The sequence below is a fragment of the Shewanella sp. 10N.286.52.C2 genome (genome assembly GCF_002874545.1).
In the GTDB taxonomy this organism is placed as follows: domain Bacteria; phylum Pseudomonadota; class Gammaproteobacteria; order Enterobacterales; family Shewanellaceae; genus Shewanella.
Genome location: NZ_MCTV01000026.1, coordinates 24627 through 50143, shown reverse-complemented (window position 1 = coordinate 50143; position 25517 = coordinate 24627). Strand labels below are relative to the sequence as shown.

The 25517-nt window shown below is 41.1% G+C and carries 23 protein-coding genes; 16 read left to right on the top strand and 7 right to left on the bottom strand.

Annotation, left to right across the window (positions count from 1 at the left end; all coding sequences use genetic code 11):
* Positions 1-76 precede the first annotated feature (76 nt).
* Together sohB and BCU94_RS10400 are read left to right on the top strand one after the other, a co-directional pair.
* A complete protein-coding gene (gene sohB / locus BCU94_RS10405; protein ID WP_198590876.1) occupies positions 77-1090 on the top strand; it encodes a protease SohB in 1014 nt (337 codons plus the stop codon).
* Positions 1091-1111: 21 nt separating this feature from the next.
* On the top strand, positions 1112-2134 hold the full coding sequence (locus BCU94_RS10400; RefSeq protein ID WP_102476343.1) for an AraC family transcriptional regulator: 1023 nt from the start codon (positions 1112-1114) through the stop codon (positions 2132-2134).
* Between the two features lie 69 nt (positions 2135-2203).
* On the opposite strand, the gene BCU94_RS10395 is transcribed toward BCU94_RS10400, so the two are convergent.
* From BCU94_RS10395 to BCU94_RS10380, 4 genes are all read right to left on the bottom strand, one after another.
* Entirely contained in the window at positions 2204-3412 is a 1209-nt protein-coding gene (locus BCU94_RS10395; protein ID WP_102476342.1) for an SO2930 family diheme c-type cytochrome, read from the bottom strand.
* Positions 3413-3517: 105 nt separating this feature from the next.
* Positions 3518-6166, bottom strand: a complete 2649-nt coding sequence (locus tag BCU94_RS10390) for a parallel beta-helix domain-containing protein (protein WP_102476341.1) — start codon at positions 6164-6166, stop codon at positions 3518-3520.
* A 238-nt stretch (positions 6167-6404) separates the two neighbouring features.
* Positions 6405-7472, bottom strand: a complete 1068-nt coding sequence (locus BCU94_RS10385) for a DUF3083 family protein (RefSeq protein WP_102440541.1) — start codon at positions 7470-7472, stop codon at positions 6405-6407.
* Positions 7473-7654: 182 nt separating this feature from the next.
* Positions 7655-8233 carry an arylesterase gene (locus tag BCU94_RS10380; protein WP_241904989.1) on the bottom strand — a complete coding sequence of 193 codons (579 nt, stop codon included), beginning with the start codon at positions 8231-8233 and terminating at the stop codon, positions 7655-7657.
* Positions 8234-8318: 85 nt separating this feature from the next.
* On the opposite strand from BCU94_RS10380, the gene BCU94_RS10375 reads away from it, so the two are divergent.
* The 4 genes from BCU94_RS10375 (at position 8319) to BCU94_RS10360 (ending at position 13009) form a co-directional block, all read left to right on the top strand.
* Positions 8319-9068: an ABC transporter ATP-binding protein gene (locus BCU94_RS10375; protein ID WP_102440543.1), complete on the top strand. Its 750-nt coding sequence runs from the start codon at positions 8319-8321 to the stop codon at positions 9066-9068.
* On the top strand, positions 9068-11551 hold the full coding sequence (locus BCU94_RS10370; protein ID WP_102476340.1) for an FtsX-like permease family protein: 2484 nt from the start codon (positions 9068-9070) through the stop codon (positions 11549-11551). The genes BCU94_RS10375 and BCU94_RS10370 overlap by 1 nt, the downstream gene beginning before the upstream one ends.
* A gap of 109 nt (positions 11552-11660) precedes the next feature.
* The gene (locus BCU94_RS10365; protein ID WP_102440545.1) at positions 11661-11957 is read left to right on the top strand and encodes an antibiotic biosynthesis monooxygenase; all 297 of its coding nucleotides are present in this window, start codon (positions 11661-11663) and stop codon (positions 11955-11957) included.
* A gap of 170 nt (positions 11958-12127) precedes the next feature.
* A complete protein-coding gene (locus BCU94_RS10360; RefSeq protein ID WP_102476339.1) occupies positions 12128-13009 on the top strand; it encodes a LysR family transcriptional regulator in 882 nt (293 codons plus the stop codon).
* 45 nt (positions 13010-13054) lie between these two features.
* On the opposite strand, the gene BCU94_RS10355 is transcribed toward BCU94_RS10360, so the two are convergent.
* The gene (locus BCU94_RS10355) at positions 13055-13951 is read right to left on the bottom strand and encodes a TIGR01777 family oxidoreductase (protein ID WP_102476338.1); all 897 of its coding nucleotides are present in this window, start codon (positions 13949-13951) and stop codon (positions 13055-13057) included.
* Between the two features lie 272 nt (positions 13952-14223).
* On the opposite strand from BCU94_RS10355, the gene BCU94_RS10350 reads away from it, so the two are divergent.
* The 7 genes from BCU94_RS10350 to BCU94_RS10320 all read left to right on the top strand — a co-directional run bounded on the left by BCU94_RS10350 (position 14224) and on the right by BCU94_RS10320 (position 20850).
* Positions 14224-15354, top strand: coding sequence for an AI-2E family transporter (locus tag BCU94_RS10350; RefSeq protein WP_102440548.1), 1131 nt, complete (start codon positions 14224-14226; stop codon positions 15352-15354).
* Between the two features lie 22 nt (positions 15355-15376).
* Positions 15377-16300: a class I SAM-dependent methyltransferase gene (locus BCU94_RS10345; RefSeq protein ID WP_102440549.1), complete on the top strand. Its 924-nt coding sequence runs from the start codon at positions 15377-15379 to the stop codon at positions 16298-16300.
* Between the two features lie 507 nt (positions 16301-16807).
* Entirely contained in the window at positions 16808-16966 is a 159-nt protein-coding gene (locus BCU94_RS10340) for a periplasmic nitrate reductase, NapE protein (protein WP_102440550.1), read from the top strand.
* 41 nt (positions 16967-17007) lie between these two features.
* On the top strand, positions 17008-17268 hold the full coding sequence (locus tag BCU94_RS10335) for a chaperone NapD (protein WP_102440551.1): 261 nt from the start codon (positions 17008-17010) through the stop codon (positions 17266-17268).
* 2 nt (positions 17269-17270) lie between these two features.
* Entirely contained in the window at positions 17271-19760 is a 2490-nt protein-coding gene (gene napA / locus BCU94_RS10330) for a nitrate reductase catalytic subunit NapA (protein WP_102440576.1), read from the top strand.
* A gap of 11 nt (positions 19761-19771) precedes the next feature.
* Positions 19772-20242 carry a nitrate reductase cytochrome c-type subunit gene (locus BCU94_RS10325; RefSeq protein WP_102440552.1) on the top strand — a complete coding sequence of 157 codons (471 nt, stop codon included), beginning with the start codon at positions 19772-19774 and terminating at the stop codon, positions 20240-20242.
* Between the two features lie 20 nt (positions 20243-20262).
* Complete coding sequence (locus BCU94_RS10320; protein WP_102440577.1) at positions 20263-20850, top strand: cytochrome c3 family protein; 588 nt, start codon at positions 20263-20265, stop codon at positions 20848-20850.
* A gap of 242 nt (positions 20851-21092) precedes the next feature.
* Here BCU94_RS10320 and BCU94_RS10315 read toward each other — a convergent pair whose 3' ends face one another.
* The gene (locus BCU94_RS10315; protein ID WP_102476337.1) at positions 21093-21518 is read right to left on the bottom strand and encodes a hypothetical protein; all 426 of its coding nucleotides are present in this window, start codon (positions 21516-21518) and stop codon (positions 21093-21095) included.
* 373 nt (positions 21519-21891) lie between these two features.
* On the opposite strand from BCU94_RS10315, the gene BCU94_RS10310 reads away from it, so the two are divergent.
* Positions 21892-22191, top strand: a complete 300-nt coding sequence (locus BCU94_RS10310; protein WP_102440554.1) for a hypothetical protein — start codon at positions 21892-21894, stop codon at positions 22189-22191.
* Between the two features lie 47 nt (positions 22192-22238).
* On the opposite strand, the gene BCU94_RS10305 is transcribed toward BCU94_RS10310, so the two are convergent.
* Positions 22239-23240: a D-alanine--D-alanine ligase gene (locus BCU94_RS10305; RefSeq protein WP_102476336.1), complete on the bottom strand. Its 1002-nt coding sequence runs from the start codon at positions 23238-23240 to the stop codon at positions 22239-22241.
* Positions 23241-23862: 622 nt separating this feature from the next.
* Here BCU94_RS10305 and BCU94_RS10300 point away from each other — a divergent pair.
* Together BCU94_RS10300 and prpB are read left to right on the top strand one after the other, a co-directional pair.
* Positions 23863-24522 (top strand): GntR family transcriptional regulator, encoded by a 660-nt coding sequence (locus BCU94_RS10300; protein WP_102476335.1) that lies wholly within the window; start codon positions 23863-23865, stop codon positions 24520-24522.
* A gap of 63 nt (positions 24523-24585) precedes the next feature.
* Positions 24586-25464, top strand: a complete 879-nt coding sequence (prpB, locus tag BCU94_RS10295) for a methylisocitrate lyase (RefSeq protein WP_076536891.1) — start codon at positions 24586-24588, stop codon at positions 25462-25464.
* Positions 25465-25517 lie beyond the last annotated feature (53 nt).

The window sequence follows — 25517 nt, the reverse complement described above, 5'->3', positions numbered from 1 at the left end:
CTGGGTTTTTATTGTCTACCGGGTTTAACTTCCTGCTAAGATAACGGCAATTAACTTTTCCCATTTGGAGTGTATTTTGGAGTTTTTATCCGAGTACGGCATGTTTCTAGCGAAAGCCGTCACTATTGTCGTTGCAATTCTTGCCGTTGTTATTGTGGTTTTAGCAAGCAGTATTAAACATAAAACTGAAAAGGGTGAGTTAAAGCTTACTGATGTTACTGATGAGCTAAAGGAACTTGAGAAAGAATTAAAGCAAGAGCTGCTGTCTAAAAAGCAATTTAAAGCTTATGAGAAAAAACTAAAAGCTGATGAAAAAGCGGCTGATAAAGAAGATGCTCCCACTTCAAAAGTATTTGTTATCGATTTTAAAGGCAGTATTGATGCAGGTGAAGTCGCCTCATTAAGAGAAGAAATTACTGCGGTATTAACCGTTGCTGATGAAAACGATCAAGTGTTAGTGAATGTTGAAAGCGGCGGCGGAATGGTGCACGGCTATGGTTTAGCCTCTAGCCAGTTAGACCGCTTGAAGCAAGCCAATATCCCACTGACTATCTGTATTGATAAAGTGGCAGCCAGTGGCGGTTATATGATGGCCTGTGTTGCGAACAAAATTGTTGCCGCGCCATTTGCGATTGTGGGTTCAATTGGTGTTGTTGCCCAATTACCAAACTTTAGCCGTTTACTTAAAAAACACGATATTGATTACGAGCAGCATACCGCTGGTGACTTTAAGCGGACTTTAACCGTGTTTGGTGAAAATACTGATGAAGGTCGTGAAAAGTTCCAACAAGAGTTGGAAGAAACCCATGTGTTATTTAAACAGTTTGTCAGTAAGTACCGTCCAGATATGGATATTGCAAAAGTCGCAACCGGCGAGCATTGGTACGGTCAACAAGCGATTGAATTAGGCTTAGTTGATGCTATTTCTACCAGTGATGATGTGGTGCTTGAGTTAGCCAAAAAACACCAAGTCATTAAAATTAAATATCAAATGAAAAAGAAACTGGCTGATAAAATTGCCCATGGCGCTTCTTTATCGGTTGATAGTGTATTAAACCGTTTGATGGAGCGTGATAACGCTGTTAAATAAGCCATTTAGAATAGGGTATCGATGCAAAGAGAATTAGGCTACAAGGCAAATATGATGGTAGGGGATCAATGTTACCCTGCCTTTGAACTACGGAATTTGCTTAACTTTATTGAACTGCATCTTGGCGACGTTGTCGCTACTGATATCTATTTAAAAATTGGCTTAGGGCCGCAAGAACTCAACGCCATGCAGTTTGTTTATGTATGGCAGGTTGAGTATGCCATGGAAGTGTTAAGAACGACCTCGCCAGATCCTGAAATTGGCGCTCGATTGGGCGCCAGTTATCAAATTGCCAGTCTTGATGTGTTACTGCCTTTCTTTGATAAATTTACCACCTTAAATCAATGCCTACTGTTTGTGATCAAAAACCCTGATTTAGCGGGTAGCTTTGCTGATACTGTTATTCGTTTTGATGAGACTAGATTATGGGTAAGGTGGCTCAATACCGGAAAAGCTAACGCCCAAAAGTTTGCTTTTCAATTTCAGCACAGTGTTTGTGCGTTATTAGGCGCAGCAAGGCAGTTAGTGGCTTCAACTGTGGTTATTGATGAAATTCATATGGCAGAGCCTCAATGTAACACTGAGTTTTTAAGTGCAGAAACCGGCGCTAAAATTGTGTTTGATTGTGATTTCTATGAGTGGGGTATTGATATTGCTATACTCAATACACCGCTAAGTTATCAATTTGACCACCTTGCCTTAGCCGCTTCGGTGCCAGATGGCGTGTCATTTATTGAGCCGCTGCTGACAGATATTCGCCTATGCATGCCTAAGCCACCCAAGCTTGAACAATTGGCAGAAAAACACCATATGAGCGCCCGAAGTTTACGCCGAAAACTATCGGCTGCGGGAACCAGTTATCAAAAGCTGGTGGATCAAGTGCGCTGCCAAGCAGCGATAAATTTAATTTTAGCAAATGAGTTGAGTGCAGAAGACATATCTGAAGTGCTCGGTTATGGCGATGTTAGCCATTTCAGACAAAGCTTTAAGCATTGGCTTGGCTATCCACCCGGTCACTTCTTAAAGCTTAATCTTGTCAGTTAACAGTCTTTAGTTTTCCTATTTCATTGCTTAATTATTCATTATTTAACGGTGCACTCTGCTACAGCTAATTTAACTGCACGTTGCAATGGTGATAGCCATGTCATCAATCCAGCGTTTAATTAAATCAGCGCCTTCAATGTGGGTCATTTCTCGGCCAATGGGCGGCATTCTATCTTTAGGGCTTAACAGTGTTTGTCGATAATGCACAATAGAGCGCTCGCCATTGCCAGGAACAATGTCATAAGCAAGCCCATTAGGGCCGCCATCCCAACCTGGTGGCTGCTTACAAACGCCATACTCAAATGAAGTATGATCAATATGATACTCAAGTCTGAGGCCTGAAATGCTGGCAAAGCCCTCTGCGCTATGACAATGGGCGCAATTCACATCGAGGTAGCCTTTAGCGCGGCTGGTTAATTCTGCTGTTTCATCATTAATGGCAAAAGATTGTGCAACGCTGTTAAGCGCGGGTAAGTTTATTAACTGGCCTTGCTGTGCCCACTGAGTCAGTTGATTAATGGGGGTGTTGTTACTGTCTGTTATTTGGCGGTTTAATAAATGGGCTTTAAGTCCAATAGGCTTTATGTTGCTGCTTCCTTGCTCATTAACTTGATGGCAAATTTTACATTCAGCTTTGCTGGGAATGTGATAATCAAAACTAATCGATTCGCCCTGATTATTCATGGTGTGGGCCACATTCGCGCCAGCGATAACAAGTTTAGCTTGGCCTTGAAGCCATTGGTAGGCTAATGCTGTCCAGCCCGTTTCTCGATGGATTAATAGCCGTGTTTCGATTAATTTCTCATTATCTGCGCCACTATTTTGGGTATCAAAAGGTAACGCAAAGCTTTTAACTAATACACTACCAACGGGTAATTCGAATTGGCTTTGGGCTTGAAAGCTGATTGCTTGATTATCAGGTAAAAAAATGAACCGATATTTACTGGCGTAATTGGAAAATAACTCAGTAGATAGTTGGTAAAGCATACCTGGGCTTCGTGGTGATTCAGTTGGTTTGCTTGGGTCGATAAACAAGCTGTAATCCGCTAGATTGTCACAATCTGCGCTCATTAATGCGGGCCAATTCACTTCGCTATTGTTTTGTAAACATAGCTCATCTGGCGCTGTCTCGGGATCCTCTGGCACTGATACTGGTGGCGTTGGCGTATCAAGGATATTGTTATCGTTATTATTCTCTTTTGAGTCAGAGCCGCCGCAGGCTATTAGCGACAAACATAAACTAATAACAAGTATTTGATGGGCTTTAAAAACAAACATTGATGACATCCTTGTATGAATAGAATGTACGATGAAAAAGCCGAGTTTCCCCGGCTTATTTGGTTTGATATAACCCGTGTTTACATTACATGGGTTAAAGCTTACTTAGGAGCATGATGCTGCAGGTAATCGCTTAATCCACTCGTTGATGAGTGCAACACCTTCATCATGGGACAAGCTACGGCCAATTTCAGGCATACGATCGCCAGGTTCATTGGTTTCCATACGGAAATGTAAGATTGACTCTTCAGGATTACCCGGAACCACATCAAAACCTAAGCTGCCGCCGCCATAAGCAACAGGTGACTTACAAGTACCATGAGAAAATCCTGCATCTTCATCATAACTGCGCCAGTACTCAAGCTTTAAGCCTGTGTTAGAGGCATTACCTTCAGGTCGATGACAATGGGCACAGTTAATATCTAAGTAGCCTTTAGCAACGGCCATAAGCTCAGTATCCGACATAGAATCAATATTTGCTTCATCGCCATCTTGGAATTTTGGCACCATAGGGACAGTGTCTAATTCTGGCACGCCTTGTAAAATACCTGCCGCTTGCCATTTCGCGAGTTGATTCATTGCTCCATCAGCATATGGGTAAGTTTTATTAAGGTGACGAGCTTTAGGTCCAATGGGCATAAATACCGCATTACTGTCTTCATCGGCTTTAAATTGATGACATTGCTTACATTGATTCATGCTGGGTACGACGTAATCAAATGCCAATTCAGCGCCTTTGTGAGTAATGGTTTTTCCTTGAATCGCGCCCGCTTTAGCAATAACAGCATCGGATTTATCGGCTTTCCAAACATAAGGCAGCGCTGTCCAGCCAGTGTCACGATGGATCAGTAATCGTGTTTCAATTAAATCCTCGTTTGCAAATCCACGATTATTAGTGTTTGTTGGTAAAGAGAAGGTTTTACTGATCACTGTGCCTACAGGGAAGTCGAATGATTCATTTTCGCTGTAGTCGGCGATAGTGCCATCAGGTAAATACACAAAGCGATATTTACTGGCATGATCGGTAAATAATGGCGTATTAAGATCATAAGCTAAGCCACCCGAGTTTGGCCCATCGGTTGGATTAGCCATATCTGCAAATAGATTATAATCAGACAGGTTAGGGCAGTTAGCTTTTAGTAGTGCATCCCAGCTGACATTATCACCACTGGCTTCACATAAGGCTAAATCACCATCGCCTTCAAGGCCGCCTTCACCTTCACCAATAGAGCCACCGCCACCGATTAAAGTGCCGCCATCACAACCTGCGGTATCATCATCAACACCACAGCCAAATATCTCATCACCAAAGGTAACGGTATGAACAGGTAGGCTCACTTGGGCGCAGTTCATTAAGTCCATTTGCGTTTTTTCATAAAGCACATCGGCAATACTGGCATCGGTATTATTATTGGCATATAAACGGCCAATACTTACCTCACCATTATTTTGCGCACACACGTTATCACTGCCATCGGCGGCAAAAGGTAACTCCTGTAAACCTAAATAGGCCGCGGTGCCGTTGTTAGAGAACATCTCACCTAAACCATCATATAAAATCCCCGGTAATGCGCCGTGGGTTAATACATAAGCGGTGATGATATCTTTAATTAAATAGCCTTTTGGCTTAGTGCCATAATCGCTGATCACGTTGTCATGAATGGAGATATTACGCGGTGTTGGACGCCAGCCATCATCAATAGCTTGGCCTGGTTGACCATAATTACCCACAAAAGTACTGATATCGGGCTCAGCAATAAAGAAGCTCGAAATAGTTAAGCCAACCGTGTCGTGGTTTGTAATTTCATTATTAAAAATTTCTACATCGTCAGTGGATAACACAATCACCCCAGTTCCGGGTGGCACAATATGTACCCCTGCTGGGTTTGATGATGCGTTAGCAAAATTCAAGGTATTATTATCGTAAACCTTGTTATTAAAAATACGTACGCTTGAACCATATCTATGGTTATTAATCGGTAAATCGAAGACTAAAATACCGCCGGTATTACCCATGGCCTCGTTATCGTAAACGTCGGCATATTTAGAGTTTTCAATTTCAATGCCGGCGACGTTTTCTTTAGCGATATTGCGGCGCACTACAATATATTGGGATTGGCCAACGTAAATACCGGCATCAGCACTACCGCGAACATAGGTATCTTCAATAAGAATGTTTTCACACTCTACAGGATACAAACCATAAGCACCGTTGCCTTCATCAAGTTCGCCTTCCCAAATGGTTGCCAATCTTCTTAAAATAATGCCATTGGTATTTTTGAGTTTAATACCGTTATTTTTGGCTTCGTTAACGGATAAGTCTTGAATAATAATGTTCATGGCATTTTGAACAAAAATACCATCACCCGAATTGGCCTCAGAAAAATCCAACACGGTTTCATCTTGGCCGTAACCCATAATGGTAATATTTTTGGCAAAACTGCCGTCGCCGTCTACATCACCATCAAACAGTAAGGTTGATTCTATTTTGAAGTTACCTTTGGGTAATACGATAACGTCATTACTTTGGGCGTTGATTAATGCTTCTTGAATACTGATAGTGAGGTTATCACCCGCTTCGACCATGATGGCACCTTCAGGGAAGGTGGGACCGGTTTCTGCTGGTGGTTGAACAACGGGTGGGATTTCGGTGATCTGTGAATCGTTATCATCTGAGCCGCAGCCCGCTAAACTGATTGTGACAGCTGTTGCTACAAGTGTAGGTACCAGCCAAGGCTTTGTCTTGTTGAACATAGCATCTCCTGCTTTTTATTATTTATGTCCTACTCCAGCGTTATACGCCCCAAAGGAGTGGATACGATTTATTCGTATGTTGTTCAACATGCCTTGGAGGACACTTGTTAATCAATGTGAAATCTGGCCACATTTATTTAACAAGTTTTTTTGATGTATCTTGCACAAGGAAGGATGATAAAAAAGGAGCAATAAAAAACGGCAGCTAGGCTGCCGTTTATGGGGAGAATAGAGTTAATTATGCTTTATAGCTAAGGTGTTGATGGAAGCCTACAGTTAAATCGATGTGCTCTTTATCAAAGTCGATGTCACTGATAAATTTACGCATCGCATCTTCAACTTGGTTCATAAAGCGGCCATAACCACCATCAGCAATATCACTATCACCCGCAACAATGACAAAGCGTATTGCTTCAGTAATGACATTTCCATCCCAATGACAGATAGGCTCAGCATCTGTGGCACTAGGGTCAAAACCGATCATTTGAAATTCAGCGGTACTTTGTAAATCTTCAAACTTACTATTACGTACTAAAGGTACTTTACCATTAGCAACCACGGCTAATTTATTCAGTTGTTTTGAGCGAGCAGCGTCAATAAATTTTTGGCAAACCTTTTGGTAACTATCGCTAAAATCATTGCGGTTTTCTGCAAGTAGCTGATTTTTAATTCGGCGACCAACAGGCATAGTGATCTGAACGTAAGAAAGTGCACTGACATCTTCTGGTAATGGGCAGTCACGATGCTGGTAGCGGCTATTAAGCGCTCTTAGCTTATAACCGTAGGTTTCTTTATGACCTTTATTTTTGGCAAATAGATCATAAGAAATATGCTGGTGATCGCGTATTTTGGTTGCCAGCTTCTGAGTGGGTAACTGTGGCATTAATGCCTCAGTAAACTCACGAATACGAGCATGAAAGTTTGCTGCTTTGCTGCGAATTTCATCACCCGTTGCTAAAAAGACCACTTTAAGTTTTTTAGCGCGATAATCAGGAATCATGTGTAAACGGTTTGCTTCATGATGCACCGGGTTATAGAAAAATCGTAACTGCTCTTGGGTTGAAAAACAGTAAACCTCATTATGAAAACGCACAACAGGGAGTTTATCTGTCGCAACAACATGGACATTATAAAGTTCAAATTTATCCGCGGTTTGAAAAACCAGCTTAGAAAACTCTTGGTAGCAGTTTTCTAACGTTTCATAATGAGCGATAAACTCATCGGTAAGTGGGAAACCAACGGTAATATATTGATTTTTTCTGGTCGTAGTAGGTAGGTAAACTTTCTTTTGCCGACTGATAGCCATGAGATTTCCTTGTAGTCATAAACAAAATACCAAACCTTATTGCTCAAAAACTGTCATTAAGGATTAGTATTTTAGAACGTTTGAACAAAGTTATTTGTGTATCATTCTAAATCCTAAACCTTAAAATAAAATTACTATTTTAGGCTTTTGTTCTCATTTTTGACTAAATGTTTTAACCTCTGTTACTTTTTTACTGCATCGATGATCCATGGACTCATCCATTGCGTAATTTTAGGCTGGGCATCCTCATTAGGGTGAATGCCATCTCGTTGCATTAAGTCAGGGTTAGGAGCGATTTCCTGCATAAAAAATGGGATCAGTTCAATATCATAATCACTGGCCAATTGATGATAAACATCATTAAACATTTTAGTATATCGAGGACCATAATTTGGCGGCACCATGATTTCAGTAAGTAACACATCGGCGCCACTTTGTTGAGATAACTCAATCATTTTTGTAAGATTTGATTTCAGCTGTTTTGGGGGGAACCCACGTAGACCATCATTACCACCAAGCTCAATAACAACAAGGTCAACAGGGCTCGAAGCCAGTAGATCTGGTAGTCTACGTAATCCGCCAGCTGTGGTTTCACCGCTGACAGAGCCATTAATAATTTGGTATTCGGGCAGGTCATTACGTAACAATTGTACCCAACCTTGCTCTTCCGACATGCCATAACCTGCACTTAGACTATCGCCAAGGATTAAAACCGTGGCAGCATAGCTAGGTGTCGATGTTAACAACGCGGATGTGACCAGTGTTGAAAACGACACTGCAGATACCACAACTAAGATGAAAGCCGCATTAAGCAGGCGTTTCGCCGGTAATAATAAGAAGGATCGTATGTCTACTAATTTTGCAAATAATTCCAGTGCCATTAATGTAACTAACCTCAATAAAACAGTGGTGACCCAAGAGGGAGAGCTCACTATCCTCAACGGCATTAATATGGATGTCAAGCAGGGAGACAGTATTGCTATTCTTGGGCCTTCTGGATCTGGCAAGTCAACCTTACTGGGTTTACTGGCTGCGCTTGATACGCCAACATCGGGTGAGATCTATCTTGATGGCCAAGCATTATCGGGCCTGAATGAAGAGCAAAAAGCCGCCTTGAGAAAACAAAAGGTCAGTTTTATTTTCCAATCTTTTATGTTGGTCGATACCCTCACAGCCCTTGAGAATGTCATGCTGCCAGCGGAGCTTGCTGGTGTCAGCAATGCTAAAGAAAAGGCCCAAAGCATGCTGGGCAGAGTGGGGCTTTCCCATCGTTTGACCCATCTTCCTAAGCAATTATCGGGCGGCGAACAACAACGTGTGGCTATTGCTAGAGCCTTCATTTGCGAGCCTAAAGTGTTATTTGCTGATGAACCTACCGGAAATTTAGACAGTGTAAACGGCGATAAAATTGCTGATATGTTGTTTGCCTTAAACCAAGAAAGTGATACCACGCTGGTGTTAGTGACCCATGATCTTGAATTGGCTAAACGCTGCAAACGTCAACTGGTGATGGAAAATGGTCATTTGTCTGAACCTGCGATAACGGCTGCAAACACTAACTCGACGCTTGAAAACGTGACCGAGGAGGCCAGCTAATGGAGTTACAATTAGCGTGGCGTCTGTTTAAAAGAGAATTAATGCAAGGCCAGCTAGTACTAATTGTATTGGCGATAACCTTGGCTGTGTTATCGGTCAGTGGTCTTGCTCGAGTGAGTGAGCGATTACAAGTTGCCATTAATGGTGAGGCGGCTAATTTTATCGCCGCTGATCGCATTATTGATTCACCTGTTAAAATTGATGACAAGGTATTGGCGATAGCAGAGTCATTATCGGTTAACTATGTCACCAATATGAAGTTTAACTCCATGGTTTACTCGGGTGACAAATTTCAACTGGTGACCATAAAAGCTGTTGCTGATGGTTATCCACTGCGGGGCGAAATAGAGCTATCATCAGGCGCGACTCAAGCACTGCCCGCTAAAGGTGAGGCGTGGTATGAAAATCGCTTAGGGGGGTTACTGAATTACCCCAAAACCCTTGAACTGGGTAATATAGAGCTTAATTTAAGCGCTGAGATTAGTCGTTTACCCGATGCAGGCTTTAATCCTTTTGCATCATCACCAGTACTTTTAATGCGTCTTGATGATGTTGACTCAACAGGCATTATCCAACCAGGTAGTCGAGTCAGTTATATTTATCAATTTGCTGGCGATGCAGCGCAATTAACCAAGTTTGAAAACCAAGTTAAACCGCTATTAAATAATAGTCAGCGCTGGGTAGACGTTCAAAGTGGTGATTCACCGATTGCCTCTGCGGTAAAACGTGCCGAACGCTTTTTATTGCTGGCAAGCTTGTTAGGTATTGCCCTTGCGTGTGCAGCCATTGGTATTGCCGCTCAGCGCTATTGTCAGCGTCATTATGATGTGGTGGCGATGCTTAAAACCTTTGGCGCTTCAGCTAAGCAAATCCGCAGCTTGTTTGGGTTGCACCTCATGTTGGTAACGGCATTAGGTATTGTCTTAGGTTTAATCGGTGGTGTGCTACTGGATATTGGTATTACCCAGTTTTTACCTGCTGAAATAGCGGCTTATTCTCCGCCTTATAGCCGACCAATTCTTCTGGGTGTCAGTACCGGGCTCATCAGTGCATTTATGTTTTCTGCCTATCCATTGATGCGCTTGTTAGCTATTCCACCATTACGGGTATTACAGCGTCAATTAGAAGGCTTACAGCTAGGCATGTGGCTGCATTTGTTGCTGAGTTTAGGGGCGATGGCGCTACTGGGCTACTTATATTCACGCAGTATTGAACTGACCATGACTGTGGTGTTGGCTGTATTGTTATTGGGAGTGCTGCTTAGCGTGCTGGGCTTTGTGATGATCCGCCTTGGTCACAGCGTTGGCATGAAAACCACCAACCCATTTCAGTTAGCATTAGCGGGTCTGCGCCGCAGAGCTAGACAAAATGCAGTGCAGTTGGTTGGGTTTAGCAGCGCATTAGTGCTTTTACTGACCATTTTGGCGTTAAGACAAGACTTACTCAATGAATGGCAAAAACAATTACCTGAAAATGCGCCTAACTATTTTCTGGTCAATATCGCCCCAGAAGATGCTAAGCCATTAGATGACTTCTTAGATACTAACAAAATTATCGCGACCGATATTTACCCTGTGATCCGTGGTCGCTTAACTCATATTAATGATGAAGAGTTGATTTCGCGAGATGAAGAAAAGTCTGGCATAGAAGGGCGAGTCGGTATTTCAAGAGAGTTAAATCTGACTTATCGTGACGCCTTGCCGCCTAACAACGACATCACTGAAGGCACATTTAATCAAGCAGATGATGAGGTGTCGGTCGAGTCAGGTGTAGCAGAGCGCTTAGGCTTAGCCCTTAACGATACCATGACCTTTACTATGGATAATCGGGCGGTTACCGTTAAAGTGACCAGCTTTAGACAAGTACAGTGGGAAACCTTGCAACCTAATTTCTTTATGATATTTAGGCCTAAAGCCTTAGAAGGTTTTTCGTATACTTCTATGGCGAGCTTTCATTTAAATGATGAAGACTTGAAACAAGCGGGCAGTTCGCTAACTGCAAATGCCGTGGTATTGCAGTTAATTCAGCAGTTTCCGACAATTTCGGTTATCGATGTTGGCGCTATGGTGCAACAACTTAGACAGATTATTGACCAAGTGTCATTGTCGCTTACCTTAGTGTTGGCACTGGTGTTACTGGCAAGTGCTTTAGTGCTGATAGCCCAAACGGAAGCAGGAATGGCGACTCGCCAGCGTGAGCTTGCAGTGCTGCGCACCTTTGGCGCTTCAGGCTGGTTACTTCGCTCAGCAACAGGGCTTGAATTTGCCATCTTGGGGGCTATAGCAGGCCTTTTAGCGGTGATTGTCGCTGAGTTTGCGCTGTACATGCTCAAAACCCAAGTGTTTGAACTTGTGGTGTACATGCACTGGCCGTGGTGGGCTATCGCCCCAATAGCGGGCGCTGCGGTGGTATCATTCTTAGGCATGTGGCGCTGCAGACAGTTACTTAATCGCTCCTGCGGTGAGTTACTTAAAGCAGGTTAATAACGCTTGATGAGCAATTAATAGCACTTATATAAATAGGTATTAGTTTAAATAGGGAGTTTAACTCCCTATTTTTATGCCTTATTACTAATCAAAAGGAGTTTGAAGCATGTTTGCGGTGATATTTAAAGCAACGGTTGGACAACAAGATAAGCATTATTCAGATACTGTTGCCGTGATGAGGGACCTAGCGTTTAACCATTATAATTGCATCGATTTTATTGCAGTATCAGAAGGGGATAAGGAAATCGCGATTTCATATTGGCATTCAGAGGCTGATATTCAAGCTTGGCATCAAGATTCAAAACATGCCGTGGCGCAAAAGTTAGGTCAAGATAAGTGGTACCGCGCTTACAGCGTTGAAGTTGTCGAAATTAAAAGGCAATATTCCTTCGATAATCAATAGTTGTTAACTTACTTTCTCCAGCTTCTTACTGCGAATAGTTAAATCATTTAATTATCAAAGTGAGTAAGTTTTATAACCTGCTGTTATTTAAAATTTGCTATGCTATCAAAACTAAAGATTAGCAGAGCGTGCCATCTGCACTTGCTGCTTGAATAACAAAGGTAACTTTGATGATTAATCAAAAATGGTTAACGACCTTCTTAAAATTGGCTGAAGTAGGCCACTTTACTCAAACTGCTGAGCAGTTGTTTATGACTCAACCGGGTGTGAGTCAGCATGTGCAGAAATTAGAAAAGCAGTTGAACGTAAAGTTAATCGAACGCTTTGGTAAGCGCTTTGAATTAACGTCGGCCGGTATGCAGTTACAGCAATATGGCCAATCTCTAGTTAAGGAACAGCAGCAATTATTAACCGATTTACAGCTTGATTCAGAACATGTGGGTGAGTGCCGCTTTGCTTGTTCAGGTTCATTAGCCTCATTGTTATATCCGCACTTTATTGATTATCAAATCAAACATCAGCAGCTGAATGTTTCAATCGAAGCTGGACCCAATAGAAGGATAATAGAGTTATTATCCAATAACGATATTGATATTGGCATTGTGACCCAGCTTGTTTCCGACCCTGAACTTGAAGTGTTAGCCATAGGCTATGAGCACCTTTGTCTTGTGGTGCCGAAAAGTGAATCAAAAACGGTAATAAATTATGATGAGTTAATGGCGTTGGGCATGGTTGCTCACCCAGATGCGATGCATAATTGGCAGCAAGTGGTGGCTAATAACTATAAAGATAAACAAGCAATAGAGGTTCGGGTTGTCAGTTATGTTAATCAACTTAACCAAATTTTGTTGCCAGTTTCAAAAGGCCTAGGTTTTACTGTGTTACCTGAGTTTGCAGTAAAAAGCTTTAGTGATGTAGCGGCAATATCGATTGCTAAACTTGATAAGCAGGTAAAAGAGCCCTTGTACATGATTTATAAAAAACATCGACCTTTACCAAAACGTTACCAGTGGTTTATGGATAAAACCACTGAGCTGGTTAACAGTAAATAGTGTTCTTGAAGACCACAATAATCAGAACTGCACATATCCAAGTGATTAGGCATTAAAAATTGAATCTAACGCTGGGTCAATATGGGTATATTTAAAGTTAAAGCCTGACGCCAATGTACGTTTGGGCAATACAAATTGCCCTTCAACAATTAAGTCTGCCATTTCGCCCATGGCTAACCGTAATGCTAATACAGGTGTCGGGATTTTAGCTGGGCGCTTTAAGGTAAAGCCTAATGATTGAGCAAATTGCTTGTGATTAACAGGATTCGGTGCGGTAGCATTGAAAATACCCTTAGCATCGTTAGAGTTAATTAAGTGTTCAATCAGATGGGTTAGGTCATCAATGTGGATCCAGCTAACCCCATGGGTGCCTTTACCAATCGGGCCGCCCAAGCCTAATTTAAACGGTGGCAACATTTTTGCTAATGCACCGCCATTTTTACCTAATACAATGCCAATTCTGAGCACACAGATTCGGGTGTTTTCTGACTGAGCTTTTAAGGCTAAGTGTTCCCACTCACTACAAACCTGATGGCTAAACTCATCATGGGCTTGGCTATGCTCATCAACAGGCTCTTGGCCTTGGCGACCATAAAAGCCGATGGCAGAGGCGCTAATAAAACTTGCTGGTGGGGTAGTGCTTTGTTGGATCAGCTGGGCCAGTCTGGCGGTTATATTCCAGCGACTGTCGCAAATACGTTGCTTTTGTTGTTGGCTCCAGCGTTTGCCGACAATGGGCTCTCCAGCTAGATTTATCACGCTATCAAATTCATTGAGATTGTCTAAGGTATCAAGGCCTGATAAGTAATGATGTTTATTACCCAGCACGGCTTCAGCATGCTCAATATTACGGCTAACAATAGTAAGCTTATGTTCTTCTTGCAGTAAATGTACTAATTGTTGGCCAACAAATCCTGTTGCCCCAGTTATTAAAATCTTCATAAAGTCTCACCATTCATTTTGCCAACATAAGTAATAATACGTGCTAGCTTAGCGTTTCGATCAGTGTTTAGTGACTTGCTTTAGTTTCAAATTAATTAATTTTACTCGCTTAATTCACCCTTGGGGCGCTTTAAACATTTATACACAAAATATAACAGGTATAATCAATAATTTTGCAGTTAGTTGTTTTGTTTTTTCAATTAATTACGCATATAGTTTCAACTTAACAAATCTTAGTTTAATTCACGTTTAAGTATAAAAAGGTTTTCATTATGAATGGAGGTAACTCTTCCTCGATTGCGTTACGTGGTTTTGCCATCATGGCTTGCTTAGTGGTGATCCTTGCCGGTATCAAAACAGCAAGTCCAATTGTGGTCCCGTTTGTATTATCTGCATTTTTAGCGGTTGTTTGTAATCCCGCCATTGTATTTATGAGCCGTTTTAGGGTACCTAAATGGCTATCAATTATACTGTTGATGCTATTGATCGTGCTAATGGGCTTATGGCTGGCGAGTTTAGTGGGCAGCTCTATTAATGAGTTTTCTAAACAAATACCGGTTTACCGCCAACAATTAATTGAGCAGTTTTCATGGATATTAGAAAAGCTAACCGCGTTAAATATTAATATCTCTAAAGAAAAAGCCTTAGAATACTTTGACCCCGGTATGGCCTTAAGCATGACCACTAATATGTTGTCAGGCCTTGGTAATGTGATGGCAAATCTGTTTCTAATCATCTTGACCATTATCTTTATGTTGTTTGAAGCCCAATCATTACCGAAAAAGTTTCATTTTGCCTTAGACGATCCAGACATGCGCTTGAAGCAAATTGATAAATTTTTGCATTCAGTTAATCAATATATGGTGATAAAAACCCTCGTCAGTATTGGCACCGGTATTATTGTCGGTATTGGCTTGAGTATTATTGGGGTTGACTACGCATTATTGTGGGCAGTGTTAGCCTTCCTGTTTAACTATATTCCCAACATTGGTTCTATAATTGCTGCTATTCCAGCGGTACTATTGGCATTCATTCAAATGGGGCCCGGGGCTGCAGGTGTTACGGCTTTATTATTTTTAGGCACAAATACTGTCATGGGTAATGTGGTTGAACCTAAATTTATGGGCCGCGGTTTAGGCTTATCAACCTTAGTGGTGTTCTTGTCATTAATTTTTTGGGGCTGGTTACTTGGCTCAGTAGGGATGCTGTTATCTGTACCACTGACTATGATTGTCAAAATTGCATTAGAGTCCAGTGACAGTGGTAAGTGGTTGGCTATCTTGTTATCTGATGAAATCCATGATGAAGATGACAAAAATGGGGAATTAGTTGCCCGAGTAGAAGAAGCCGAACAAACAACAGATGAAACCCCATCTGAAAAGTCCGAAAATGGTCATGTTTAATTTACATAAATGAGCGTTATAAATGAATTCAAATGATTCAAATTTTCCTGCGGTTAACGCATTAGCCCAAGCACAATTAGGTGATGACCTTTGTCGCTTATTTCATGGTCGCGGGGGGCTCTTTAGCGGTTATGAGCATATTTGCTTAGACTGGTTTAACCCTGTGTTACTGCTTACCAGCTTTAAAGAGCTGCCAGAATCAGAAAGACAGTCAATGGTTGCTGATATTGAAGCAGTTTGGCAGCAGTGTCATGGCGATAAACCGTTTAATTTAGTATTTCAGTACCGTAATGCAGGGCAAACTATAACCGATGTTGTTGCCGGTGAAGTACCTGAAAAACACATAGTGACAGAAAATGGTGCCCATTTTTTAGTCCACCTGTTACGCGGGCAAAATCACGGTATTTTCCTTGATATGGCCAATGGTCGAAAGTGGGTTAAAGCACACGCAAAGGATAAAAAAGTGCTTAACCTATTTGCTTATACCTGCGCCTTTTCTGTTGTCGCTTTACAGGGCGAAGCGACTGAAGTGGTTAATATGGATATGAGCAAGGGCGCATTAGCCATAGGCAAACAAAACCATTTGCTCAATGATTTTGCTTCAGGCGCACGCTTTCTCGGTCATGACATCTTTAGATCATGGGGCAAACTAACCAAACTTGGGCCTTATGACTTAATTGTTGCCGATCCACCAAGTAATCAAAAAGGAAGTTTTGTTGCCACCAAAGATTATGTAAGGCTGCTGAGACGTTTACCAGAGTTACTGGCTGATAACGGTGAAGTGTTGTTGTGTTTAAATGCGCCTGAGCTTGGCTGTGATTTTTTAATGAAGCAAGTTGAAGAAACTGCAGAAAGCTTAACCTTTGTTGAGCGTATTGATAATCCCCCCGAGTTTACTGATATTGATGAGCAAAAATCCTTGAAGGTCTTACGCTATAAGTTATAAGTATTTAACCGTGTAGTGACACATCTATATTTCTTTAAAAAGCACAATTGAATAACAATTCAGTTGTGCTTTTTTATTTGAGGATAATTTAAAGGTGGAGAAGTGATCGAGGTAACTCGCATGGTTATCGGCTAAGCCTGTTTGAAATCACTAGAATGTTCTGTAAGTGTTTGATTGACGATTAACAAGTTGATAACTTTTGTGTTAGAGACTATATATACTTATGCATGAGTATTTCTCTCCAGTGGTTCTGGTTTAAATCGAATCAATTAACATGAATGAGATTTTTATTTTTGGCTGGATTTACTATTGAAGCGCTTTATTGTTCATATGCCATTTCTAGTTGTAATAATTGTTGGTTTTTTTATGATCTAGATCAACATTTATTCGTTTTACCAATTTGTGAGTATATAGTTTAGTCATTGATAAAAGATAGAATTCACACGAATATCAATCAGTAACAATTATGCTACATCCCTTTCCTTAGAAACCTCTGCCGGAGGCTCCATGAATATAGATTCTAAAACTGAGAAAAGCCTAGAACTTAAAATTTTTATATTTTTAACGGTTTTCTTAGCACCCATTTTGTCAGCTATACTCGTTAGTGCATTAGGGTTCACCATTTGGTTTAGTCAAATTCTTTCTGGCCCTCCTGGCGCTGGATAATCATAGAAATTAAAACAAAAATTAATAGAGAAGTAATCTTGATGAGCAAAAAAGAAATCCACGTAACTAGCCTGATAGTGCAAGTAAAACCAGAGCAAATGGCTGAAGTTCGCCAACAAATTATGGCCATGGACAATGCAGATTTATCAGTTAACAACGAGATGAAGATAGTCGTAGTGATTGAAGGACCAAGCCAGCGTTCCTTAATGGATGACATTTCAACTATTAACGCAATACCTGGTGTGCTTACTGCCACTATGGTTTATCACCAAAGCGAAGAGCTAGAAGAGGGTGAAGAATGAGTATGAACAGACGTGAGTTTATGAAGGCTAATGCTGCTATGGCAGCTGCCAGCGTGGCAGGCATGGCTTTACCGGCATCAGCAAGTAACTTAATTACTAGCTCTGAGCAGACCAAATTAGAGTGGAACAAAGCACCATGTCGTTTTTGTGGTACAGGTTGTTCCGTTATCGTTGCGACGCGTGACGGTAAAGTGGTTGCAACCCATGGTGACGCAAAAAGTGAAGTCAACAAAGGCCTTAACTGTATTAAAGGCTACTTCTTATCAAAAATTATGTACGGTCGCGATCGCCTTCAAACTCCAATGTTAAGAATGACCGACGGAAAATATGATAAGAATGGCGAGTTCAGCCCCATTAGTTGGGATACTGCGTTTGATACCATGGCTGAAAAATGGAAAAAAACCATTAAAGCTAAAGGGCCTACTGCAGTCGGCATGTTTGGTTCTGGCCAATGGACTGTGTGGGAAGGCTATGCAGCGGTTAAATTAATGAAAGCAGGCTTTGGTTCTAACAATATTGATCCCAATGCACGTCATTGTATGGCTTCTGCTGTTGGTGGATTCATGCGTACCTTTGGTATTGATGAACCCATGGGTTGTTATGATGATATGGAAGCGGCGGATGCTTTCGTATTATGGGGCTCTAATATGGCAGAAATGCACCCGATCCTTTGGACTCGCGTGACTGACCGCCGTTTAAGTGCACCACATGTGAAAGTTGCTGTGTTATCGACGTTCCAACATCGTTCATTTGATTTGGCGGATTTAGGCATAGTATTTACGCCGCAAACCGATTTAGCCATGCTTAACTTTATCGCCAATTACATTATTCAAAACGATAAAGTAGACAAAGATTTTGTCGCTAAGCATGTTAATTTCCGTAAAGGTGAAACGGATATTGGTTATGGTTTACGAGCCACTCATCCATTACAGAAAAAAGCCAAGAACGTTGAGACTGCGGGTGATTCAACCCCAATCGATTTTGAGCAGTTTAAGGCGTTTGTAGCTGACTACGATGTTAAATCAGTAAGCGAGCTTTCTGGTGTACCTGAGCACAAGTTGATTGAACTTGCAGAGTTGTACGCTGACCCTAAAAAGAAAGTCACCTCTTTCTGGACTATGGGTTTCAACCAACATACTCGTGGTGTGTGGTGTAATAACCTTATTTATAACATTCACTTGCTAGTCGGTAAAATTTCTACTCCTGGCAACAGCCCATTCTCATTAACGGGTCAACCATCAGCTTGTGGTACCGCGCGAGAAGTCGGTACATTCTCGCATCGTTTACCTGCTGATATGGTGGTTACTAACCCTGAGCATCGTAAACATGCTGAAGAAATTTGGAATATTCCAAGTGGCATAATCCCACCAAAGCCTGGCTACCATGCCGTTGAACAAAATCGCCGTCTTAAAGATGGTGATTTAAATTGTTATTGGGTTCAAGTGAACAACAACATGCAAGCTGCGGCTAACATGAACGAAGAAGGATTACCGGGTTACCGTAATCCAGAAAACTTCATTGTTGTTTCTGATGCTTATCCAACGGTAACAACACAAGCAGCTGATTTGATTTTACCTACCGCAATGTGGGTTGAGAAAGAAGGGGCTTATGGTAATGCAGAGCGTCGTACTCAATTCTGGCATCAAATGGTTAAAGCGCCAGGCGAGTCAATGTCTGACTTATGGCAGTTGATGGAATTCTCAAAACGTTTCACCACTGATGAAGTTTGGCCGCAAGATGTTTTAGATGCCAATCCTAAGTTTAAAGGTAAAACGTTATTCGAAGTACTTTACCAAAACGGTAATGTTGAGAAGTTCCCATTAAGTGATGCTGATCCTAAGTTCTTGAATGATGAAGCTAAACATTTTGGTTTTTACGTTCAAAAAGGCTTATTTGAAGAATATGCAACCTTTGGTCGTGGACATGGTCATGATTTAGCTGACTTTGACCGTTACCATGAAGAGCACGGTTTACGTTGGCCTGTTGTTGACGGTAAAGAAACCAAATGGCGTTTCCGTGAAGGGTCTGACCCTTATGTTAAAGCCGGTAAAGGTTTTGAGTTCTATGGTAAGCCAGATGGCAAAGCGGTTATTTTTGCACTGCCTTATGAACCAGCGCCAGAGATGCCAGATGAAGAATACGATATTTGGTTATCAACCGGTCGCGTACTAGAACATTGGCATTCGGGGTCAATGACCCAGCGTGTGCCAGAGCTTTATAAAGCCTTCCCTGATGCAGTGTGTTTTATGCATCCAGATGATGCTAAAAAACGTGGTTTACGTCGTGGTGATGAAGTGAAGGTTATTTCTCGTCGTGGTGAAATTAAAACCCGTATAGAAACCCGAGGTCGTAATAAGCCGCCTGTTGGCTTGGTATTTGTTCCTTGGTTTGATGCTAGCCAGCTCATTAACAAAGTCACGTTAGATGCGACAGATCCATTGTCAAAACAAACAGACTTTAAAAAGTGCGCGGTTAAAATCGTTAAAGCCTAAGGAGAGACACCATGAAAGCACGTAAAATATTGTCAATCATTGCGTTAGTTGGATTCTCTTTTGGTTTGACGGCAGCAACTGTGCCTGATGAGAAAGTTGCTACATTACGCCTTGCACCATTAAACGTTGAACCAACACCGCCTGTTATGCAGAAAGTGATTAATTCAGATGTTAAGCAAGTGCGTAATTACCCGATGCAGCCGCCAATTATTCCTCATAAAATTGATGGTTATCAAATTGATTTGAAAGTGAATAAATGTATGCAATGTCATGCGCGTAGTAGCACTGGGCATTCTCAAGCTCCTATGGTAAGTGTGACGCATTATATGGACAGAGATAATAATTTCTTGGCATCGTTGTCGCCACGTCGTTATTACTGTACTCAATGCCATGTATCTCAGTTAGATGCCAAGTTATTGGTTGAAAATGATTTTGTGGATGTTAAAGAACTCATGAAAAAATCTTCAACGACTGAGCATTAGGAGCATTTATGATTGCAAAAATACTAGAAAAATTGAAGTTAGTTTGGCAGGTAGTAAACAGGCCAAGTGTTCATTACAGCCTGGGTTTTTTGACATTAGGTGGCTTTGTAGCAGGGGTGATTTTTTGGGGTGGGTTTAATACCGCTCTTGAATTAGCAAGCACCGAGGAGTTCTGTACCAGTTGCCATGAAATGGAAAGTAATGTTTATCAAGAGCTGCAAAGCACCATTCACTTTACTAACCGAAGTGGTGTGCGCGCAACGTGTTCAGATTGCCATGTACCACATGAATGGACCAATAAAATTGCTCGTAAAATGCAGGCTTCGAAAGAAGTTTGGGGCAAGGTATTTGGCACCATCAATACTCGTGAAAAGTTTGAAGGTAAACGCCGTGAGTTGGCAGAGCATGAGTGGGCACGCCTTAAAGCTAATGACTCATTAGAATGCCGTAACTGCCATAATTTCGATTATATGGACTTTACGCGTCAATCGACTCGCGCTTCGCAAATGCACTCAACCTCATTAGCGAGCGGTGATAAAACCTGTATCGACTGTCATAAAGGGATAGCCCATCAATTACCTGATATGGCTGGTGTGGAAGGCTTTTAGTAAAAGCCAATAGCAATAAATAAGGTCAGCGAAAGCTGGCCTTTTTTGGGGTTGCATTTAATACTATTTGAGGCCTATGTCAGAGCAGGTATTCTTTGTGGCTGGCTTGTAAAATATTTGAAGTTTATAGCTGGGAATAATAATTGAGAAGTTAAATTTGAAGTAACGAAAATGGCTTATTGAAGTAACTAAACAAAGCTTACAGTACATCCATGTACATAAGCGGTTAGAGCACGATTAAATTAAATACTATTTTTCTGATAGCTATAGTTTGATTGTCCGTAATCAGCCATTAACTTAGAATGACTTTTAAGTTTTTTAGCTGGAATTAAGGAAATATTGTTACTATCACTAATGATCAGTAATGTTTTAAGTTTTCCTTTTAAAAAACCATGTTCTTTAATTGGGGAAAATAAAATACTATTTGACTTCGTTGTGTGCTCCCATTCACCATAAGAAAACCCCTCTATTCCAATGGTTCCATTTAGTTGAGACTCGTAACCCCCATCTTCATTTAAAACGATATTAATACGGTTTCCAAAACCATCATCATTAGTATAAATGCCAACTAGGGAGTTTGAATTAAGGTTTGAATCATTGAAATGAGGAGTTTGACTACAGCCAGATATGAGCATAAAACTGACTATGCATAAAACAATTTTTGACATTATTCCTTTCCGATTAAGTTATGACGAACAACAACATAGAAGTAATACTATATATAACATTAAGCTGTTGGGTTAATGTTGCAATACTGTTCTAGTAAACGGATAAAATCAAGTTGTAAGTCATTTTGTTGACACTGGTTAAAAAGTTGACATCTTAATATGTTTTTATTTGACTGTGTTTGTTTTATTCTAATTCTTTATATTTCAATGGGTAGTGTGTGATTTCTTGGTGTTAAACTACCGTTTTTTCATTTGATGAATAATGTTTGGCCAGATGAGTTTGTTAAACTATTGTGCTGAAAATCGTAAAGTGCACTAAACTATTAGTTAGATTTAGTTGTAGTTTTTTTGATTTAAATACGAGGGCAATCAAATGGTGAGTTCAAAAGATTTTGCGAATTGGCTAATGATTCAATTTGAACAATTAGAGAATGGAGTAAGCTTAACGCGAGGAGACATTAATCAGTTAACAGGCAGGCAGAATTTTTCTTTGGTATTTGTACATGATATTCATTATGAATTAATGCAACATGGGATTGCATTCGTCACTGATACCTACCGTGAGCGTTTCTATATGGTCAGGGTTCAAGATAACCCTTGGCGCAAACAATTGGAAGATGCTGGCCATCAGCAAACATATTCCAATATTGTTTCAATCAATATGACGCGATAGCTATTTTGTCGTTAATCGTCGTATCAAGTTGGTATATGTGTTTAGATTTATAATTGGCTTTTGATGTTTTCAACCAAGTAATCAGTAAAGTTTTCGCCGTGATTTTGTAGCATTTTCGGAAACATTGAAATTGGTGTAGAGCCAGGGAAGGTATTAATCTCGTTTAGTAAAATTTCATTCTCTTCGGTTAGAAAGAAATCAATTCTTGATAAGTGTCTTAACTTCATCCCTTTAAATGCTTTTATCGCATAGCTGCGAATCGCTTCACACACATCCTCAGATAAATTCTTTGCGACTACATTGGTGGTCGCCTTACTTGAAGCATTATATTTTTCTTCAAAAGTATAAAAAGTGTTACTGGCACAAATGATCTCACCTGGCAGTGTTGCTATTACTTCACCTTGATATTGATAAACTGCGACTTCTAACTCTCGGGCGATAATGGTCTTTTCAACCACCACAGAAGGCGCAAAACTAAAGGCATCAGTTAATACTTGTTGTATTTGCGTTGCGTCATCAACTTTATAGCAGCCCACTGATGAACCTTGAGAGGCGGCTTTAACAAATACTGAGCCCCATTCTGATAAGGCTGCTGCCGTTTGTTGTATAGCGTCATCATTTAGTTCATTAAGAAAAATATAAGGCGTATTAGGGATGCCTAAGGCGCTAAACCACATTTTGGCGGTGATTTTGTTAAAACAGTTTCTTGAGGCTTCTGACTCACAACCAAAGTAAGGCAATTGGATTAAATTGAAATAAGATTGAATGTCACCGGTCTCACCGGGAAATCCATGAATACAAGGAATGACATAGTCTACAGGCCAAGGTGCTTTTTGCTGATCTTCAAAACGAATTTCGCGCTTATTGGTTAGCTCACAAACATTACCATCTTGATCGTGATAATGGCCATTTTTATCAAGTTCAACTCGCAGTAAATTAATCTCGTTACTATTTGCGAGAGATGATTCAAAAAAATCAGCTGATAACAAAGACACATCATGCTCTGCACTGCCGCCGCCACAGATTAAAAGTAAGTTGATAGTTGTCATTGTTGCTCCGCAAAATTGCTGATGGATATCACTGAATGTGCATTAAATTAACTTATGATAATGAACTGACAAGCCACTAGGCAAGAGCAGGGCTGAGTAAATGGTGAACTAAGCAACAAATAGTCATGAACACCGCTTAATTGCGCGTTTTATGGGCAATAAAGTTGTGCCATAGCCATATTATTTACTTGGGATATTTAAAACGGCTTAGGTGTACTCCCTAAGCTTGCTTGGCTGTTATACATTTATTCATTGCCCAATGTATGGGGCTTATGGGTGAGTTTATTCATCCGCTCCGTCACGATTTATCCATTTATCCATTTATCCATTTATCTGTCTATCTATCTGTCTATTTATAAATAAGGGAGGCGTTAACCGAGCATGGGTGTTTTCTGTGTTAGTTCTCTGTGTTAGTTCTCTGTGTTATTTCTCTGAGTCATATCGCGAGCTTATATCGGTAAACATACTTTGCCCTGCTTATGCTTTAGCCACAACTTAGCAGCGTTGATTTATCACTGGCGTTTTATACTTTTGTCGACAATCTAGCTTGTTTATGTTGACCACTTGTTATTATTGGCTTATATTGTCGACAATTATTCTTTGGTCAGACAGCCTACTTAAAATGACATTTTTTACTGAACAGCCCATTACAGCAGCCGATAAAACCTTTTTTGAGTTAAGAAAGGACATCGTTGAAGGCGATATTACGGCAGGCTCAAAACTGAGTGAAACAGAACTGTCGACAAAGTACGCCGTTAGCCGCGCAGTTATCCGCGAGGCAATAAACCGTTTAGAGTCATGCCATTTGGTTGAACGTAAAGCCAATATAGGTGCCCGAGTGGTGGCATTAACGCCTGAAGGGCTCATAGAGTTGTATCAAGTGCGCGAATCCCTTGAAGGCATGGCGGCTAGGCTTGCCGCTAAAAACATGACTGATGAAGAGATTGCAGATTTATTAACGCTTCTGAGCCAACACTCTAATGAAGTGAAATCTGGCGAGTCTTATTATCAAGAAGCAGGTGATGTGGATTTTCATTACCGCATTATTCTAGGGAGCAAAAACAAACACCTCATTTCTGTGCTGATAGACGGTATGTATCACCTTATTCGTATGTACCGAGTGCAATTAGGCATGGCAGGACCTCGGGTGACAACTGCCTTTGAAGAACATACCCATATAGTTAAAGCCATTTCAAATCGTGATGAAGAGTTAGCAGAGATGCTAATGCGTCGTCACATCATGTACTCCAAAAATAATATCGAAACTAAATTAAACCGTTAATTAAGCTTCGGCAGTTAAGCGTAAACAACTGCCGCATAGCAATAACAAATAGAGAGGGATATCATGAGCGCAGGCAAAAAATTCCGTCAGGCATTAGTCGACAACAAGCCACTACAAATCGTTGGAACTATTAATGCGTATTCAGCAATGATGGCGAAACAAATTGGTCATCAAGCGATATATTTATCGGGTGGCGGTGTGGCGAACGCATCTTATGGTTTACCTGATTTAGGTATGACGTCACTCAATGATGTGATTGTTGACGTTCAGCGTATTACTTCAGCCTGTGACTTACCACTATTAGTGGATATCGATACCGGTTGGGGTGGTGCATTTAACATCGCTAAAACCGTTCGTGATATGGAAAAAGCCGGCGCTGCAGCTGTGCACATGGAAGATCAAGTTGCGCAGAAGCGTTGTGGTCATCGCCCGAACAAAGAGATTGTGTCTACTGAAGAAATGGTTGATCGCATTAAAGCGGCTGTCGATGCCCGTATTGATCCTGATTTTTTCATCATGGCAAGAACCGACTCATTTGCTCAAGAAGGTTTAGAGGCGGCGATCGCCCGTGCTAAAGCCTATGTTGCCGCCGGTGCAGACGGTATTTTTGCCGAAGCGGTAAAAACTGAAGAGCATTATCGCGCCTTTGCCGATGCACTTGATGTCCCGATTTTGGCTAACATCACCGAGTTTGGTCAAACAGAGTTATGGAACAAAGAGCAACTCGGTCAGTGGGGCGCAGCCATGGTGCTGTATCCGTTAAGTGCATTTCGTGCGATGAATAAAGCCGCTGAAAATGTCTACAGCGCAATCTTAAAAGATGGCGACCAAAAAGCGGTTGTCGACACCATGCAAACCCGTATGGATTTATACGATTACCTCGGTTACCACGATTATGAGCAAAAGCTTGATAGCTTATTTGCTGAAGGTAAAAACAAGTAATTACTGGCAAGACATAAAAGCAGTTTTCTGTTGATAGAAAGTGTTGATAAACA

What these genes read in the sequence shown, in the direction of transcription:
- BCU94_RS10400 (WP_102476343.1), top strand. Translation starts at nt 1,112, where the DNA reads ATGCAAAGAGAATTAGGCTACAAGGCAAATATGATGGTAGGGGATCAA.
- BCU94_RS10395 (WP_102476342.1), bottom strand. Translation starts at nt 3,412, where the DNA reads ATGTTTGTTTTTAAAGCCCATCAAATACTTGTTATTAGTTTATGTTTG.
- BCU94_RS10390 (WP_102476341.1), bottom strand. Translation starts at nt 6,166, where the DNA reads ATGTTCAACAAGACAAAGCCTTGGCTGGTACCTACACTTGTAGCAACA.
- BCU94_RS10385 (WP_102440541.1), bottom strand. Translation starts at nt 7,472, where the DNA reads ATGGCTATCAGTCGGCAAAAGAAAGTTTACCTACCTACTACGACCAGA.
- BCU94_RS10375 (WP_102440543.1), top strand. Translation starts at nt 8,319, where the DNA reads ATGTCTACTAATTTTGCAAATAATTCCAGTGCCATTAATGTAACTAAC.
- BCU94_RS10370 (WP_102476340.1), top strand. Translation starts at nt 9,068, where the DNA reads ATGGAGTTACAATTAGCGTGGCGTCTGTTTAAAAGAGAATTAATGCAA.
- BCU94_RS10365 (WP_102440545.1), top strand. Translation starts at nt 11,661, where the DNA reads ATGTTTGCGGTGATATTTAAAGCAACGGTTGGACAACAAGATAAGCAT.
- BCU94_RS10360 (WP_102476339.1), top strand. Translation starts at nt 12,128, where the DNA reads ATGATTAATCAAAAATGGTTAACGACCTTCTTAAAATTGGCTGAAGTA.
- BCU94_RS10355 (WP_102476338.1), bottom strand. Translation starts at nt 13,951, where the DNA reads ATGAAGATTTTAATAACTGGGGCAACAGGATTTGTTGGCCAACAATTA.
- BCU94_RS10350 (WP_102440548.1), top strand. Translation starts at nt 14,224, where the DNA reads ATGAATGGAGGTAACTCTTCCTCGATTGCGTTACGTGGTTTTGCCATC.
- BCU94_RS10345 (WP_102440549.1), top strand. Translation starts at nt 15,377, where the DNA reads ATGAATTCAAATGATTCAAATTTTCCTGCGGTTAACGCATTAGCCCAA.
- BCU94_RS10340 (WP_102440550.1), top strand. Translation starts at nt 16,808, where the DNA reads ATGAATATAGATTCTAAAACTGAGAAAAGCCTAGAACTTAAAATTTTT.
- BCU94_RS10335 (WP_102440551.1), top strand. Translation starts at nt 17,008, where the DNA reads ATGAGCAAAAAAGAAATCCACGTAACTAGCCTGATAGTGCAAGTAAAA.
- napA (WP_102440576.1), top strand. Translation starts at nt 17,271, where the DNA reads ATGAACAGACGTGAGTTTATGAAGGCTAATGCTGCTATGGCAGCTGCC.
- BCU94_RS10325 (WP_102440552.1), top strand. Translation starts at nt 19,772, where the DNA reads ATGAAAGCACGTAAAATATTGTCAATCATTGCGTTAGTTGGATTCTCT.
- BCU94_RS10315 (WP_102476337.1), bottom strand. Translation starts at nt 21,518, where the DNA reads ATGTCAAAAATTGTTTTATGCATAGTCAGTTTTATGCTCATATCTGGC.
- BCU94_RS10310 (WP_102440554.1), top strand. Translation starts at nt 21,892, where the DNA reads ATGGTGAGTTCAAAAGATTTTGCGAATTGGCTAATGATTCAATTTGAA.
- BCU94_RS10305 (WP_102476336.1), bottom strand. Translation starts at nt 23,240, where the DNA reads ATGACAACTATCAACTTACTTTTAATCTGTGGCGGCGGCAGTGCAGAG.
- BCU94_RS10300 (WP_102476335.1), top strand. Translation starts at nt 23,863, where the DNA reads ATGACATTTTTTACTGAACAGCCCATTACAGCAGCCGATAAAACCTTT.
- prpB (WP_076536891.1), top strand. Translation starts at nt 24,586, where the DNA reads ATGAGCGCAGGCAAAAAATTCCGTCAGGCATTAGTCGACAACAAGCCA.